A 14,635-nucleotide genomic window follows, 5' to 3' on the forward strand; every position below is an offset into this window, starting at 1 on the left:
ATGAGTACCGAACCGGCGAGATCCGAATCGGCGAGCGGGCGATGATCGGGGCCGGGGTCGTCGTGCTTCCCGGCGTCGAGATTGGCCCGGACGCACAGGTCGCCGCGAACTCTCTCGTCGCCGAGGACGTCCCGGCGGGCGAGACGTGGGCCGGGGTTCCCGCCGAACCCCTCGAAACCGACGATGAGGCGACCCACTCGACCGGCTGACAGTAGCCTACTCCTGTTCTCTGAACTCCTCGCGAACCGCCGCAATGTCCTCGGCGATCGACGCCGCGTCCTCGGGGAACAGCGCGACCTGAATCTCGTTGCCGTCGGCGTCGCTCGCGACGATCTTGAGTTGGCTGTCGCCGAACGCGCGTGCTTCGACTGATTCTGGATCAAAGAGCTTCGCGGTCGCTGACTTGTTTGTTGGACCGACGTTCTTGATACTTCCCTCTTTGAGTTCGATCATGAACGACTCAAGATTCAGGTTCAGCATATCCGGTGGTTCGTCGGGGAGAGGCTAAACTCTTCAGGGCACAACTGCCCCGGCTCCTCGGAGCACAACCGTTTCAATGCAGAGGTTCCCGTGTACTCCTCAGCCTCGGACCCGCATCGCGCCCTCCCGAATCACCTTCCGGTTCGGGACGACGTACTCCTCGCCGTCGTCCTCCACGTGGGTCACGAAAACGTCGATCTCTTGGACAATCCCCCGACAGCCGTCGATTTCGACCTCGTCGCCGATCGCGTATGGTTCCGACATGAGAAGGTAGACACCCGCGGCCGCGGAGGCGAGCAAGTCTCTGAATGCCAAGCCACCGAGGAAGAAGACGCCGAAGGCGTAGGCAGCAAGCAACACCAGAAGCGCCGCCGTGGCGACGCCGAGTTGCGACAGCGCGATGAGGCCGGCAACGTAGAGTATCGAGAGCTTCAAAAGCGTCGAGACGACGGTCACTTCCGGGAGTTTCACGCTTCGGAGTCGTTCATCGACGACGATTTCGGCCTTGTCCCCGACGACGAGACCAACCAACACGACGAAAACGGCGACGAACAGTCGTGGTAGAAACGCGACCGTCTCCTCGATTAGCGCCTCACCGGGAACCAACCCGACAGTCCGCATCGAGTACAGCGCTGCGAAAAAGAAGACGAACGCCCCGACCAAGCGGGAGAGAAACTGAATCGTCGAGCCGCCGAACTGTCTTGCCGTCCGCTCGAAGGACGTCCCCTCGACAGCGTCGTCGACACCGAGGGCGACGAGCAGACGCCGAACGAGCGTGGCGGCGAGCGCGCCGGCGGTGATCCCCAAAAAAAGGACGACGATGGCGACAAAGAGGTTCCGCTCGGACGTCGAAAGCCCCTCGGACCAGGCGCGGACGACCGTCGGGTACATCAGTACGCCTCCGGATCCAACTCGAGGATTATCTCGCCGCCGGAGAACGCCCGGACGAGCCCGTCGGACTCCGAGAGGACGACCGCGACCGCGTTTGTATCCATCGTAATCGCGCCCGCCGCCATGTGGCGCGCGCCAAGACCCTTCGGAATGTCGACCCCCTCGGCGGCGGGCTCAAGATACCGGTACGCCGAGACAATCTTCCCGGAGTCGCTGATGACGAACGCACCATCGAGCCGCGAGAACTCCTTGAGCATCACATCGACGATTGGATCGCCAACGTGGACGTGGCTCTTTTCGAAGGGGTTGTAGCTGAGTGGCCGAGACTTATTCATCACCTTCCCGGCGTCGCCGACGACGAACAGCGCGCCGACGCGTTTGCCCTTCTGTCCTTTCTTTCCTAACTCGATCGCGACCTCCAAAACGTTCCGGATGACGGACGGTTCCGCACGGCTATTGACAAAGAGATCGTAGACGCCCGACTGTTCGAAATCGCCGGCTCGAACGCGGGTGACCGTGTCGATATCCTCGGAAAACAGCGCGAGTACGCAGACGAGTTGCTCGCCCTCTTCGACGAACCCGTTCTCTAGAGCGCCCTCGACGCCGAATCGGACCCGCTCACGTACCTCGTCGAACTCGAGGGGGAGCTCGACGTATTGCCCGGCGTCGACCGCGTTCTCGGTCGCGACGACGACCGGGGTGCCCCCCTCGACGAAGCGCTCGTACAGCGATCCGCTCGGGGAAAACAGGAGCGTCCCGTCGACGTCCGACACAATATCGTCAAGCAGATCACCGAGTTCACTCATTGTTCGTTCGTCGAATCCGATGGAAAAAAGCGTTGCGGGGCGTCTGACGCCACTCGCGCGCGCGAGTAAAGATCAGGTTGATCGGCCACTGGATCGGTCTGCCAGCCGGCAAACCGAGGCGTCGACACACCGGTGGCCCCGTGACGCGAAACGTCGGCGACGGCTCACCACTCGCTGCCGTCGGCTAGATCGATATCGCTGTCCAGCTTCGACGATGGACAAATGTCCTCCAAGACGCAGTCCGAGCAGTCGGGGTTACGTGCGGTGCAGGTGTCGCGACCGTGACTGATCAACAGGTGGGTGAGCTCCTTCCAGTCGTCTTCCGGGACAATTCCCACGAGATCGGATTCGATCCGTTTCGGGGAGTGCTCCTCAGTCAGCCCGAGTCGCCGCGAGATGCGCTGGACGTGGGTGTCGACGACGATACCCTCAACGACCTCGTGGCCGTGCTGGAGGACGACGTTCGCAGTTTTTCGCCCGACACCGGCGAGGTCCGTCAACTCGGACATCGTATCCGGCACCCTGCCGTCGTGGGTCTTGGCGATATCCTGACAGGCGGATTTGATGTAGCTCGCTTTGTTGTTGTAATAGGTGATCGAATCGATGGCGGAGGCGAGTTCAGACTCGTCGGCCTCGGCGTATGCCTCGGGGCCGTCATATGCCTCAAAGAGGTCGGCCGTTACGCCGTTGACGCGTTCATCAGTACACTGCGCGGAGAGGATGACCGAAATGAGGAGTTCGAGGCGGCTTGAAAACTCCAGGGATATCTCGGGTTCGGGGTACTGTTCGTAGAGTCGGTCGAGGGTTTCGACGACCTGTGCCTCGCGCGAGTCGAGTGGCGTGCCCATATCACGACAGGGAGCGGGCGGCCCTTGGGTATGTCGAGTCCGGCAGCCCCGATTCACGGAAGCGGCGTAGCGACCGGCGCGTTCCGCTCCCGCCAGACAGCGCTCTCGTGCGGCGACCCACCGGTCGCTGTCGCCGAAAACGTCGCCGAAACGGTCCACAGTTCCGAACAGCCCTCGCATCGGACGCCGACGATCGAGACTCGATTGAGCCCCTCGATAGTGCACTGGACTCCCGTCCAGCGCTTGACTGCGTCAGCAACGGTATCGGGAGCGGGGGCATCGTCAAGCACCCCACCGGGGAGCACCCAGTCGTCACCGTCCGGGCACGCGATCAATCCGCCATCTCCCTTGACCTTGACGCGAACTGCGATGCCATCGGGTCGCTCCGCGACCGCCTCGAACCCATCGTGATCGACGCCGACGGTCGTTTGACGGACATCGAAGTGATCGTACGTATCGTAGAGCACGTTTAGATACTGCGAGACATCCCCCGAAACCGAACACTCCATGCCACCGGAACACCCGGCAGAGGAATAAAACTGGGGAATCGAATCCGTTCGGTTTTGTCGACGGATCGGCCGTATCCGAAGACATGATAAATAGAAATTATATGTTTATATCTGGTAAGTAAGCGCGCGCCGCGTGTTCATCTCCCCATCCGAATCACCACAGCGGCGTCTGCGGTGTCACCCCTAACACGTTTAGGGCTGTTAGTGAAACGCCGATAGTGGAAACCGTCGCCGACTGAAACGGTCTCCTCGACTGTTGGGGCTTACTCCGAACACTCACAGTGGCCGCGTTCGAGCAGGTCGACGACATCGAACTGCGTGTTACACTCCTCGCAGACGACGCGAACGTCGACGAACGTCCGGAACGGCCCGATATCGAGGTGCCCGCCGGAACGGAGCTGTTCGAGTTTGCCCTCGGTGACGGAGTCGACCCGCCCGCGGAGCCGTTCCACGTTCGCGACCTCGCGTTCGATCGGATCGGTCTCATCCGGCGTATACTCGGCGCCGCGGTGTTTCTGTAGGTACGTTCGGATGGCCTGATAGGTGACAAAGTCCGTCTCGAGCGTCTTGACGTCGAGGCCGTCGCGCTCGAGACGGCGGCGGATCCGGGTTCGATCGGTGTTTTCGGCGTCGTCAGTCAGGAGTCGGTACGTGTTTTCGACCTCACCATCTAGCGGTCGGACATCGGCTTGTTCGAGCGCGCGCCTGAGTAGCCGTTGATTAAAATACGTTGCTAGCTGTCTGAGACTCTTTCGGTCCTCCTCGGCAGTCCAGAGCCGTTCCAGTTCATCGCCCACCGAGTCCAGATCGTACTCCTCGATGAGGCGGACGACCTTGCTCCGGCGACCCCGGCCCGAACCGGACTGGTCGTCGGTGTTTTCCATATCTGAGGAAGGGACGACGCCGACTAGTATCTTGTGTTCAACTCGCCGGAGTCGATGTTTCATCATATTTATGCGCCGAGGCGCGATACGATGAGTTATGAGTACTGAGCAGGCCGTTGGGGAGGCCACTCTTTTCGTCCGGAACATCGGCGGGATCGACGAGACATCGGTAACGTTCGATCCGGGGGTGACCATCCTCGCCGGCGAGAACGCGACGAATCGGACGTCGCTGCTGCAGGCGATCATGGCTGTCCTCGGGAGCAGCGACGTCTCGATGAAAGGTGACGCCGACAACGCGACCGCCGAGTTGCGGATCGGCGAGGAGACCTACACCCGTGAGTTCACCAGACAGGCGCCGGCGATCGCCGCCAGTGGGGAGCCGTATCTCGAGGACCCGACGCTCGCCGATCTGTTCGCGTTCCTGCTCGAGTCCAACGAGGCCAGACGGGCCGTCGCGACCGGTGGCGACCTGCGTGACCTGATCATGCGGCCCATCGACACCGACGAGATACAAACGAAGATCGAACGGCACGTCCGCGAGCGGGACGAAATCGAGAAAGAAATCGACACGCTCGACGGTCTCAAGGACCGGTTACCGTCACTCGAGGCCGAACGGACTCGTCTCAAGGACGAGATCGACGAGACAACGGACAAGCTCGCGTCGGTCGAATCGACGCTCGAGTCCAAGGACGTGACCGTCGAGCAGACGCGAGCAGAGAAGGCCGAACTGGAGGAGCGACTCGCGGACCTCCGAACGAAGCGGTCCGAACTCGAGGACATCCGGTATGAACTCGAAACCGAACGCGAGAGCCTCGAATCGGCTCGGGTCCGGAAACGCGAACTGGACACGGAGATCGGGGACCTGCCGTCGGCTCCGGTTGGGAAGATCAAAGAACTTGAGGCGCGGATCGAGACGCTCCGGACGGAGAAACGCGAACTCGAATCGGAGCTCAACGAGGTTCAAAGCGTCATCGGATTCAACCAGGACATGCTCGACGGCGAGGACGGCGACCGTCTTGAGGCGCTCGAGGTTCCGGCCCCGTCCACGGACGCGAACGCGGACAGAAACGAGGACGAAGTGACGGGCGGCCTCCTTCCAGACGCGACGACGACCTGTTGGACGTGTGGGAGCGAGGTCTCACGCGACCAGATCGAGGCAACCGTCGATCGGCTTCAGGAACTCAGCCGGAGTAAACTCGGCGAGGTGAACGATATCGAGGAACGGCTCGACGAACTGACCGAGGAGGTTCGCGACCTCGAACAGCACCAACGCCGGCGCGAACAGCTACAACGACAGCGGGCCGACCTCGAATCCGATATCGAGCGGAGCGAGTCGGCCATCGATCGCCTCACGGAGCGCCGCGGGACGCTTCAGGCGGAGATCGAAGACCTCGAGGCTGGAATCGAGGATCTCGAGGACGGCGACGGCTACGAGGCGGTGTTGGAACTCCACAAAGAGGCGAATCAATACGAGTACGAACTGGGCCGTCTTGAGGAGAACCTCGAGGATACCGAGGCCGAGATCGATCGCATTGAGGGTCGCCTCGACGCCGAGTCGGAGCTTCGCCGGCAGCGCGAGGAGCTAACCGCGGAGATCGAGGATCTCCGGACCCGGATCGACCGCATCGAGGAGCAGGCCGTCGACGGATTCAACGACCACATGGACTCGGTGCTTGAGACGCTCGGGTACAGCAATCTCGAACGGATCTGGCTCGAACGCGTCGAGCAGGAGGTGCGCGATGGGCGGCGCAAGGTCACAAAGCGCGCTTTCGAACTCCATATCGTTCGACAGACCGACAGCGGGGTGACGTACGAGGACACGATCGATCACCTCTCGGAGAGCGAACGAGAGGTGACCGGTCTCGTCTTCGCGCTGGCCGGTTACCTGGCCCACGAGGTGTACGAGACGGTCCCGTTCATGCTTTTAGACTCGCTGGAGGCGATCGACTCCGCCCGGATCGCCGCGCTGGTCGAATACGTCGAAGGGTTCAGCGAGCGCCTCGTCGTCGCCTTGCTGCCGGAGGACGCCGCTGCACTCCCCGACGCGTATCCCCGGATATCGGATATCTGATCGCCCCCGCATCGAATCTCCGACTACCCCCCGGCCGAACGCCCGCCGGGAAACACCGGTAACGATCTACTTATGCTCCCGATTCGGTTCGGGCGCTGTCTCGACCATCTATACACCCCGGCCATCCGCTTTTGTTTTTAATCTGTTAGTTTTGACTAAATATTTCATAAATAAAATGAAGCGAACGACATCGCGGGTCGATCTCATCTCGTAGCCCGCTTCCACTCCCGCAGCCCGACGATCTCGCCATCGACCGTCTCGGGGTCGGCTTCCACCGCCGCCCACCAGAACATCGGTGCGATATCCCCGGGGTCGCGACCGTTCGCGTGGTCCGTCAGTTCGGTTTCGACCATCCCGAGGTCGACGACCCCCATCGGCCACGTCGTTTCGGCCGCGAACTGGCGGATCACTGCCTCGGCGGCTGCCTTCGAGACCGCGTAAGCGCCGTACCCATCCGTCGCCTCGCGGGCGATCCGTCCCGACGGAACGAGTACGCGCGCGTCGGCGGTCAGATGTGGGATCGACTCGCGGACGGTGGTGAACACCCCGCGGACGTTGGTCCGAAGCGTATCGTCGAACGCCGAGTACGGGACCGCCTCGATCGCCGTCTCACCGGGCGTTCCGTAAAATACCCCGGCGTTCGCAACGACACAGTCGATTCCTGCGGCGTCACCTGCCCGGGCGGCGGTTTCGACGAGACGCTCGACATCGAACTCGTCGCGGACGTCCGCACGCATCGCCGTCACCGCCTCGCCGGACGGGTCGATGTCTGCGACGGCGCGCTCGAGTTCCTCGGCGTCCCTCGCACAGACGACGACGTGGGCACCGCGTTCGACGAACGTCGCCGCAACCGACCGGCCGATGCCGCGTGAGCCACCCGTAACGACTGCTGTGTCCATGTGACCGATTCGTCCGGGGGCGGCAAGGTCGTTTCCCCGTGGCATTTTCCACCACACACGTTTTCATATGGCTCCCGACCGTACCGTGTGATATGTCTCGATCCCCCTCCGTGGTGGTCGTCGGCTCTGGTTTCGGCGGCCTGTCGACGGCGTGTTATCTCGCCGATGCCGGCTTCGACGTCACGGTACTGGAAAAGAACGACGGCCTCGGCGGGCGCGCGTCCGTGCTCGAAGCCGAGGGCTTCAAGTTTGACATGGGTCCCTCGTGGTATCTGATGCCCGATGTCTTCGAGCGGTTTTTCGACCACTTCGGCCACGAACCGGAGGACTTCTACGAACTCGAACGCCTCGACCCGCACTACCGGATCTTTTTCAAAGATGGCGACACCGTCGACATCACCGCCGACCGCGAGGATATGTACGAGCTGTTCGACTCCTACGAACCGGGGGCTGGCGATGCGCTCGCGGAGTACCTCGACACGTCCGAAGAGCACTACGGCGTCGCCATGGAGCACTTCATCTACGAGGATCGCCCCCGCCTTCGCGATTGGGTCGACCTCGACGTGATGCGTGCGGCCCCGATCGGCCTCCAGTTGCTCGGGACGATGGACGACTACGTCGCCGATTACTTCGAGAGCCCGAAACTCCGCCAGATCATGCAGTACACGCTGGTGTTCCTCGGCGGTGCGCCGACCAATACGCCCGCAATCTACAATATGATGAGCCACGTCGACTTCAACCTCGGCGTCTACTACCCGGAGAACGGCCTCCAGTCGGTTGTCGACGCCTGCGTCGAGTTGGGTAAGGGAATGGGCGTCGAATACGTTACCGACGCGGAGGTCTCGGAGATTCTCAACCGCCGCGATGGCTTCACGGTCGAATCCGAGGCCGGCACATTCGACTCGGACTACGTCGTCAGCAACGCCGACTACGCTCACACCGAGCGCGAACTCCTCCCAGAGCACGAGCGCCAGTACGACGACGACTACTGGGAGTCGCGGACGTACTCCCCCTCGGCGTTCCTACTGTACCTTGGCGTTGAGGGCGATGTAGAACCGCTCGAACACCACACGCTCGTGTTGCCGACGAACTGGGACCCGCACTTCGAGCAGATATTCGACGATCCGGCCTGGCCCGAGGACCCCGCTTACTACCTCTGTGTCCCCTCGAAGACGGACGACAGCGTCGCCCCCGAGGGACACTCGAACCTCTTCGCACTCGTCCCCGTCGCGCCGGGACTCGACGACACCGAGGAGGTTCGGACGTGGTATCGTGACCTCGTTCTCGACGATATCGCCGAAAACACCGGCGTCGAGTTGCGCGACCGGATCGTCTTCGAGGAACAGTTCTCGGTCTCGGAGTTCGCCGACCGATACAACAGCATGCAGGGGACGGCGCTCGGCCTCGCGCACACCCTCAAACAGACGGCCCTGCTCCGTCCGTCGCACCGCTCGGAGGCGTCTCCCGGACTCTACTACACCGGTTCATACACCACCCCCGGGATCGGCGTCCCGATGTGCCTCATAAGCGGCGAACACACCGCCAACGCCCTGCTTGACGACGCCGTATGACCCAACCCGTCCTGGATCGACTCCTGCCGAGCGAGCGGACGACCGCGGGCTATCTGCTCCGGCTCTCGCGCCCTCGGTTTTGGCTCTACCTCGCCGGGCCCGTGGTGGTCGGTGTCGTCTACGCAGCCCGAACCCCGGCGGAGCTGTTTGCCCCCCTAGCCGTCGCGCTGTTCGCGTACTTTCTGCTCCCTGCGAACGTGTTCCTCTACGGGGTCAACGACGTGTTCGACGCCGACGTCGACACCGATAACCCGAAAAAAGACGAGGCAGGGCGGGAGGTTCAGTATCGCGGCGGCCGACTCGTCCCCGGACTTGTCGCGCTCACTGGTGCCCTGGCGGTGGCGTTTGTGCCGTCGTTGCCCGCCGCCGGCATCGTCGCGCTGGCGGCGTTTCTGTTTCTCGCCGTCGAGTACAGTGCCCCGCCGCTACGATTCAAGACGACGCCGTTTCTCGATTCGATTTCAAACGGGCTCTACGTCCTCCCCGGTGTCATCGCGTACGCGGCCATCGCTGGGACAGCCCCGCCGCCGGCCGCGATTCTCGGCGGGTGGCTGTGGACGATGGGTATGCACACGTTCTCGGCGATCCCCGATATCGACCCCGACCGGGCGGCAGGTATCGAGACGACGGCGACGGCACTCGGGGAGTCCCGAACCTACGTTTACTGTGGGCTCTGTTGGCTCGCCGCCGCCGTAGTGTTCGGAACCGTCCACCCGTTTTTTGCCGCGGTCCTCGGCGTCTACCCGGTCTTCGTCGCGTTTGTCGCTGTTTCTCCCGTCTCCGTCGATCGAGCCTACTGGTGGTTTCCGGTGCTCAACACGGCCGCCGGGACGGCGTTGACCCTCGCCGCGCTCTGGGTGATGCTGTATGGCTAGCGTCGAACTGCCGGCCCGGGCCCGCCTCGAACGCCGTCTCGACGAAGTCGTCGAGGATAACCGCTTCACGATCGCCGTGGTCTTTCCCGCGATCGGCGCAATCACGCTCTTGGCCTCCGCGGAGGCGCTCTTGCCGGGGCCGCTGAATTTCAACCCCTACCTGTTGCTCTTCGGTATCGCCGTGATGCGGCTGCCCCTCATCGCCGGCGTCGCACCGCTCATCACCCGACGGACGGCTGTTAGTCTTCTCGCCCTCTGTGGATACACCTACGCGATCGAGGCCGTCGGGGTAGTCACCGGCTATCCGTACGGAGTCTTCGAGTACGGTGTCAACCTCGGACCGATGATCGGCGGGGAGGTGCCCGCGGCGCTTCCGCTTTTTTTCCTCCCGCTCGTGGTGAACGCCTATCTGCTGTGTCTGTTGCTTCTTGGGGACCTGGCCGGACGGACCGCGGTCCGACTCCCGGTGGTCGTCGCCGCCGTCGTCGGAATGGATCTCGCGCTTGATCCGGCGGCCGTCTCGCTCGGGTTCTGGGGCTACGCCGCCGGCGGCTGGTACTACGGCGTGCCGTGGACGAACTACGCAGGGTGGGTGCTTTCGGCAGTGGTCGCCGTCGGCATTCTCGATCGCGCGTTCGACCGCGAGGGACTGTACTCCCGCGTTGAGCGCTGCCAGTTCATGCTCGACGATCTGGTGAGTTTCGTCGTGTTGTGGGGGGTCATCAACGCGTACTTCGGGAACTGGATCGCGGCGCTGCTCGCTGCGCTGTTCGGATATGGGCTGTGGCGAACAGACCGATTTGACTTTCCGGAGCGGTAAGCGGCGTTACCCCATTGGAACCGGATCTCCGGGGCGGGTTCTCGGCGCGGGTTCCTCCTCGACGGTCGGGATCTCGCTCACCTTTGCGAAGACCGCTTCGGGGTCTTTGTTCCACACCCAGTACCATCGCGTCTTCGCGACCAAAGAGAGCTTTCGAAGCGTGCCGATAGAGGGCGTCGCTGTGACCGTGTCGTACTCCCGGTCGCGGATGAGCCGGTGGTGGTCCGCATACAGAACCGCCGCGGTGAGGACGGGGAGTTGACAGTCTATCGGGAGGTACTTGATGCCGGAGACACCCTCCCGGTAGAGTTGCTCGGCGCGTCGCATCTCGTGTTCGATTGCCTCCCCGATCTCCTCGGTGAAGCGTCGGCTCTCGATATCTGCCGGATCGGCGCCGTATGCGTCGAGCGTCTCCCTCGGAAGGTAGATCCGATCGCGGTCGACGATGTCCTCGCCAACGTCGCGAAGGAAGTTCGTCAACTGGAACGCCTCACCGAGTCGCCTCGCCTTTGGAAGCGCCGACTCGTCGTCGCCTGTTTTCATGATGATCGTCATCATGACGCCGACCGCCGCAGCCGACCCGCGCATGTACGTCTCAAGCTCGTCGTAGGTCTCGTATCTCGACTTCTCGATGTCAGTCCGCATGGCGTCGACGAACGTCTCGACCTCCTCGTCCGGGATGTCGTGACGCTCTCTGAGCTCGGAAAACGCCGCTAACACGGAGTCATCGGTCGGCTCGCGGCCCAGTGCCGCATCGCGAATCTCGAGCAACTGCTCGTGTTGTTCAGTCGGACTCGACCCCTCGGGGTTGTCGACGACCTCGTCCGCGACCCGGAAAAACGCGTACAGGACGTACGTCGAGTGGCGGACGCGCTCGGGGAGCAGCCGAGTCGCGTAATAAAAGGTCTTCCCGGTCTCTCGATGTATTGATTTGCTTTCCGCAAGCTGAGTCGAGTCGACCATTTACCATTCGCATGTACGGTCGCAGATACCTTATGTGTTTGTGCGTCGGCACGACCATACTGGTACCCAATCGGGGGGCCCTCCCGGTTTCCGGCTGATCGGCCGGTCGGGGGGCGTCGAGTCGGGGCATATTTTGCTGCTCTGGCCGATCTGGGCCATGGATTTATGTAACGACGGAGACCAAGGTATCGTATGGCCGCCTACAGCCGGCCGGCACTGCGGAACCTGTTCGACGAATCGCCCACGCCGCACATCGCACACCCCCCTCGCACCCACTGTCGGGACTTTTATATCGCGACCGACGGCTCCTATCGCACCGAGGGCGACGGCGGGTTGGGCGTCGTCATCGAAACGCGCGGCGGCAAACGGGTCGCCCGACTTTCTTTGCCCGACGCCGTGCCGAATAACAACATCGCGGAGTACCGGGCACTGCATCTCGGGCTCGACGTACTTGCCGCCCGTACGCCGCGGACGGCCCGCGTCGGTGTCCTCGTCGACCACGACGACCTGGCGGCCAACGTCAATCGGGCGATTCTCGCCGGCCGGGGTCCCGATACTAGGCCGCCACACCCTTTCAGCGTGCCGCGGGGGACGAGCCACCACTGGCGCGGGATCCGCGCCCGCGTCGCGGGGTTCGACGAACTCCGTGCCGCACGGATCGACAGCGGCGAAAACCCTGCACACCCCCTCGCGAACGCTCCTGACCAGTACCGACACGTCAACCGCGAACCTGAACGGTGTGTGTTGCCCGCTGACGGACGCGCCAGGTCGCCCGACGAGGGCGTCTATCCGCCGCCGTCGCGGGCCAACCGGGACCGACCGGGTGGCGAACCGGCATCGGACTGAGCGAAAGCGACGCTGACCTCACAACCTCAGGCCGTGGTTTCGTCGACCGCCTCAAGCCCCGCGTCCGTGATCCGGAAACGGGCTGTTTCGCCGGCCGGTTTCGATCGGTGTTTCTCGAGCGTCGCCCGCCGGTTTCCGCCGCGAAACCGCTCGAATCGGAGGACGACCCCGGACCAGTGGGTCAACGTGTGCCCGCCTAGCGGTCGCGGGCGACCGCTGTCGGTCTCGGGGTCGGAATACACCTGGTTCGTGATGAGGACCGCGATGTCGTGTCGTCGCGCTAGTGCGAGGAGGTGGGTCACCTGTTGGGCGACGGTTCGGAGTGTCTCCCCCTCGTCGTCGCTATCGCGTTCGAGTCGATAGAACCCCGTCGCGCTGTCGAGGACGATCAGATCGGTCTGCTCTGCAAGATCACCGGCGTCTTGGACAGCCTCGCGCTGCTCCGTGAAGTCGACGGCGTCGGAAACGATTACCCGACTCGTGATCGCTTCGACGTCGTCGCCATCGGCGGCGGCTTCGGCGAGCGCCTCAAATCGGTCCAGCGAAATGCCTTCGGTGTCGATATACAGCGCCGTCCCCCCCGACGCCGCGGTCCGGATCGCCGCCGACAGCGCGAGATTCGTCTTTCCCGACGCCGGCGCGCCGTACACCTGCGTGACGACCCCGCGCTCAAGGCCGTCGCCGAGCAACGAATCGATCGACTCACACCCCGTCGGAAGCAGCTCGCTCACATCGCAACGTTCGGCGCGTTCGCTTAAAAACCCACGCACCCGACTCCGACCCGTCGCCGTCGTCCGAGGCTAACTCGCCCACGCCACCGAATTTAATACATCCCTGCGCGTACGAGATTGGCAGTGATCGTCGTCGCGACGGCGGACTTCGAGGTGTACCACGACGTGGTAGAGGAGCTGCGCGACCGAAACGTCAGGTTCGATACGCTCGAACCGGGCGAAGAACTCCCGGACGCTGCGGCGGTCGCTATCGTCGGTCCCGAGGACGAACATCCGCCGATACCGACGGTTCGGGCGTCACCCGATCATCCCCGACGGGCAGTCGAGACGGCACTCGCGAACCTTCGCGGCAAGGACGGCCGCACAGTCGTCGGCGTCGATCCCGGCGACCGCCCTGGGATCGTCGTCATGTCCGGCGGGACAGTCGTCGCGGCGTTCCAGGTTCCAGGCTCCGACGCCCCCGAGATTATCGAACGGGAACTTGAGGATGCAGCCGACCCGCTGGTTCGGATCGGCGACGGCGCGCGCCTTCGCGGCGCCCGCATCGTCGACGCGATCGAGAGTGCCCCAGTCGAACTCGTCGACGAGACTGGGACGACGCCGTATCAAGGCCGTGGCGTCCGCGGCATGGGCGACGTGCTCGCGGCGGTCAACATCGCCCGAACCGAGGGAGAGGAGGTCGAATCGCGGGACGTTGAGCCCACGGTCGGCGAAATACGGATGGTACAGGAACGATCTCGCGAACGGGGCGACGACCAGCGCGCGATAGACGAAGAACTCGCCCGACAGGTCGCGCTCGGGAAACTGTCGATGGGGGCGGCGCTCAGCCGGCACCGGGATCGGGACGACGGCTGAATCGATGCCAGTTCGCCACAATCAGGGCCGATCCCGCGCTGTCGTCCGAACCCCGGTCCCCCGTCTTCGGAGGACCCCACCCTTTTTTTCCCTTCGAACGACCCAACGGTATGTCAGTCACGTTGCGTGCGCTCGTGTTACCGGCGTTCGACGACCTGGAGGGCGTCCCGAGCGAGGCCGATCCCTGGCGGCGCGCATACGAGTTCGAGCACGCGGTCGACGTGCCGGGGCTGTCCGCCCCGCTTCAGTACACCAGCCGCGGCCTCGGCCTCGTCCCGACGGGAATCGGCAAAACCGCCGCCGCGACGACGACAACCGCAGTGTGTGCGAGCGAAGCGGTCGACCTCGACGGGGCGCTCGTGTGCTCGGTCGGCGTCGCCGGGGGGCCGCCCGACCTCCCGATCGGGTCGGTCGTCGTCGCCGATCGGCTCTTAGATTGGGACGACAAGTGCCGGTTCGATCCCGACGAGGAGGGGTCAGTTCCGATCGCGTCCGATCCCTACACTGACCGTGGAGCGTTTGGGTTTGACTCGGAGTTGGTCTCTCAGGCCGAATCGCTGGCCGAGGGGGTCACACTCCGCCCGCC

16 protein-coding genes and 1 pseudogene are annotated in these 14,635 nt (G+C 63.5%); 8 read left to right on the forward strand and 9 right to left on the reverse strand.

From position 1 onward, the window contains the following. The coding region (locus ACI944_RS04885; protein WP_411717942.1) for an acyltransferase at nucleotides 1–209 on the forward strand (209 nt) is incomplete at its 5' end. A gap of 7 nt (nucleotides 210–216) precedes the next feature. On the opposite strand, the gene ACI944_RS04890 is transcribed toward ACI944_RS04885, so the two are convergent. From ACI944_RS04890 to rdfA, 6 genes are all read right to left on the reverse strand, one after another. After that, on the reverse strand, nucleotides 217–480 hold the full coding sequence (locus ACI944_RS04890; RefSeq protein ID WP_411717943.1) for a hypothetical protein: 264 nt from the start codon (nucleotides 478–480) through the stop codon (nucleotides 217–219). A gap of 99 nt (nucleotides 481–579) precedes the next feature. Beyond that, the gene (locus ACI944_RS04895) at nucleotides 580–1,371 is read right to left on the reverse strand and encodes a mechanosensitive ion channel domain-containing protein (protein ID WP_411717944.1); all 792 of its coding nucleotides are present in this window, start codon (nucleotides 1,369–1,371) and stop codon (nucleotides 580–582) included. Further along, nucleotides 1,371–2,177: a diadenylate cyclase DacZ gene (gene dacZ, locus ACI944_RS04900; RefSeq protein WP_411717945.1), complete on the reverse strand. Its 807-nt coding sequence runs from the start codon at nucleotides 2,175–2,177 to the stop codon at nucleotides 1,371–1,373. Before dacZ ends, ACI944_RS04895 begins: the two co-directional genes overlap by 1 nt. 164 nt (nucleotides 2,178–2,341) lie before the next feature. Next, a complete protein-coding gene (gene nth, locus ACI944_RS04905) occupies nucleotides 2,342–3,025 on the reverse strand; it encodes an endonuclease III (RefSeq protein ID WP_411717946.1) in 684 nt (227 codons plus the stop codon). Nucleotides 3,026–3,078: 53 nt separating this feature from the next. Further along, nucleotides 3,079–3,534, reverse strand: a complete 456-nt coding sequence (locus ACI944_RS04910) for a hypothetical protein (RefSeq protein ID WP_411717947.1) — start codon at nucleotides 3,532–3,534, stop codon at nucleotides 3,079–3,081. 263 nt (nucleotides 3,535–3,797) lie between these two features. Then, nucleotides 3,798–4,418 (reverse strand): rod-determining factor RdfA, encoded by a 621-nt coding sequence (gene rdfA, locus ACI944_RS04915; protein ID WP_411717948.1) that lies wholly within the window; start codon nucleotides 4,416–4,418, stop codon nucleotides 3,798–3,800. A gap of 97 nt (nucleotides 4,419–4,515) precedes the next feature. Between rdfA and ACI944_RS04920 the strand changes: the two genes are divergently transcribed. Next, nucleotides 4,516–6,489: an archaea-specific SMC-related protein gene (locus ACI944_RS04920; protein WP_411717949.1), complete on the forward strand. Its 1,974-nt coding sequence runs from the start codon at nucleotides 4,516–4,518 to the stop codon at nucleotides 6,487–6,489. A gap of 203 nt (nucleotides 6,490–6,692) precedes the next feature. Here the strand turns inward: ACI944_RS04920 and ACI944_RS04925 are convergent, their stop codons facing one another. Then, nucleotides 6,693–7,388 carry an SDR family NAD(P)-dependent oxidoreductase gene (locus ACI944_RS04925; protein ID WP_411717950.1) on the reverse strand — a complete coding sequence of 232 codons (696 nt, stop codon included), beginning with the start codon at nucleotides 7,386–7,388 and terminating at the stop codon, nucleotides 6,693–6,695. A gap of 92 nt (nucleotides 7,389–7,480) precedes the next feature. On the opposite strand from ACI944_RS04925, the gene ACI944_RS04930 reads away from it, so the two are divergent. The 3 genes from ACI944_RS04930 to cruF are packed head-to-tail and all read left to right on the forward strand — an operon-like array spanning nucleotide 7,481 to nucleotide 10,654. Continuing rightward, nucleotides 7,481–8,959, forward strand: a complete 1,479-nt coding sequence (locus tag ACI944_RS04930; protein ID WP_411717951.1) for a phytoene desaturase family protein — start codon at nucleotides 7,481–7,483, stop codon at nucleotides 8,957–8,959. Beyond that, nucleotides 8,956–9,834 (forward strand): prenyltransferase, encoded by an 879-nt coding sequence (locus tag ACI944_RS04935; RefSeq protein ID WP_411717952.1) that lies wholly within the window; start codon nucleotides 8,956–8,958, stop codon nucleotides 9,832–9,834. Before ACI944_RS04930 ends, ACI944_RS04935 begins: the two co-directional genes overlap by 4 nt. After that, nucleotides 9,827–10,654 carry a bisanhydrobacterioruberin hydratase gene (cruF, locus tag ACI944_RS04940; protein WP_411717953.1) on the forward strand — a complete coding sequence of 276 codons (828 nt, stop codon included), beginning with the start codon at nucleotides 9,827–9,829 and terminating at the stop codon, nucleotides 10,652–10,654. Before ACI944_RS04935 ends, cruF begins: the two co-directional genes overlap by 8 nt. A gap of 6 nt (nucleotides 10,655–10,660) precedes the next feature. On the opposite strand, the gene ACI944_RS04945 is transcribed toward cruF, so the two are convergent. After that, entirely contained in the window at nucleotides 10,661–11,617 is a 957-nt protein-coding gene (locus ACI944_RS04945) for a phytoene/squalene synthase family protein (protein WP_411717954.1), read from the reverse strand. 192 nt (nucleotides 11,618–11,809) lie between these two features. Between ACI944_RS04945 and ACI944_RS04950 the strand changes: the two genes are divergently transcribed. Beyond that, a complete protein-coding gene (locus ACI944_RS04950) occupies nucleotides 11,810–12,463 on the forward strand; it encodes a ribonuclease HI (RefSeq protein ID WP_411717955.1) in 654 nt (217 codons plus the stop codon). A 26-nt stretch (nucleotides 12,464–12,489) separates the two neighbouring features. Here ACI944_RS04950 and radB read toward each other — a convergent pair whose 3' ends face one another. Continuing rightward, nucleotides 12,490–13,194 (reverse strand): DNA repair and recombination protein RadB, encoded by a 705-nt coding sequence (radB, locus tag ACI944_RS04955; protein ID WP_411717956.1) that lies wholly within the window; start codon nucleotides 13,192–13,194, stop codon nucleotides 12,490–12,492. 123 nt (nucleotides 13,195–13,317) lie between these two features. On the opposite strand from radB, the gene ACI944_RS04960 reads away from it, so the two are divergent. Both ACI944_RS04960 and ACI944_RS04965 read left to right on the forward strand, forming a co-directional pair. Continuing rightward, entirely contained in the window at nucleotides 13,318–14,049 is a 732-nt protein-coding gene (locus ACI944_RS04960; protein WP_411717957.1) for a hypothetical protein, read from the forward strand. A gap of 110 nt (nucleotides 14,050–14,159) precedes the next feature. Continuing rightward, a pseudogene (locus tag ACI944_RS04965) lies at nucleotides 14,160–14,635 on the forward strand (phosphorylase); the annotation flags it as partial.

The organism is Natronomonas sp., from assembly GCF_046710025.1.
Lineage (GTDB): Archaea > Halobacteriota > Halobacteria > Halobacteriales > Haloarculaceae > Natronomonas.

Bases quoted from the DNA above. Each gene is read 5' to 3' on its own strand.
- ACI944_RS04925 (WP_411717950.1), bottom strand. From the start codon at position 7,388: ATGGACACAGCAGTCGTTACGGGTGGCTCACGCGGCATCGGCCGGTCG.
- rdfA (WP_411717948.1), bottom strand. From the start codon at position 4,418: ATGGAAAACACCGACGACCAGTCCGGTTCGGGCCGGGGTCGCCGGAGC.
- ACI944_RS04910 (WP_411717947.1), bottom strand. From the start codon at position 3,534: ATGGAGTGTTCGGTTTCGGGGGATGTCTCGCAGTATCTAAACGTGCTC.
- dacZ (WP_411717945.1), bottom strand. From the start codon at position 2,177: ATGAGTGAACTCGGTGATCTGCTTGACGATATTGTGTCGGACGTCGAC.
- ACI944_RS04895 (WP_411717944.1), bottom strand. From the start codon at position 1,371: ATGTACCCGACGGTCGTCCGCGCCTGGTCCGAGGGGCTTTCGACGTCC.
- ACI944_RS04920 (WP_411717949.1), top strand. From the start codon at position 4,516: ATGAGTACTGAGCAGGCCGTTGGGGAGGCCACTCTTTTCGTCCGGAAC.
- ACI944_RS04890 (WP_411717943.1), bottom strand. From the start codon at position 480: ATGCTGAACCTGAATCTTGAGTCGTTCATGATCGAACTCAAAGAGGGA.
- ACI944_RS04935 (WP_411717952.1), top strand. From the start codon at position 8,956: ATGACCCAACCCGTCCTGGATCGACTCCTGCCGAGCGAGCGGACGACC.
- nth (WP_411717946.1), bottom strand. From the start codon at position 3,025: ATGGGCACGCCACTCGACTCGCGCGAGGCACAGGTCGTCGAAACCCTC.
- ACI944_RS04950 (WP_411717955.1), top strand. From the start codon at position 11,810: ATGGCCGCCTACAGCCGGCCGGCACTGCGGAACCTGTTCGACGAATCG.
- ACI944_RS04945 (WP_411717954.1), bottom strand. From the start codon at position 11,617: ATGGTCGACTCGACTCAGCTTGCGGAAAGCAAATCAATACATCGAGAG.
- ACI944_RS04930 (WP_411717951.1), top strand. From the start codon at position 7,481: ATGTCTCGATCCCCCTCCGTGGTGGTCGTCGGCTCTGGTTTCGGCGGC.
- cruF (WP_411717953.1), top strand. From the start codon at position 9,827: ATGGCTAGCGTCGAACTGCCGGCCCGGGCCCGCCTCGAACGCCGTCTC.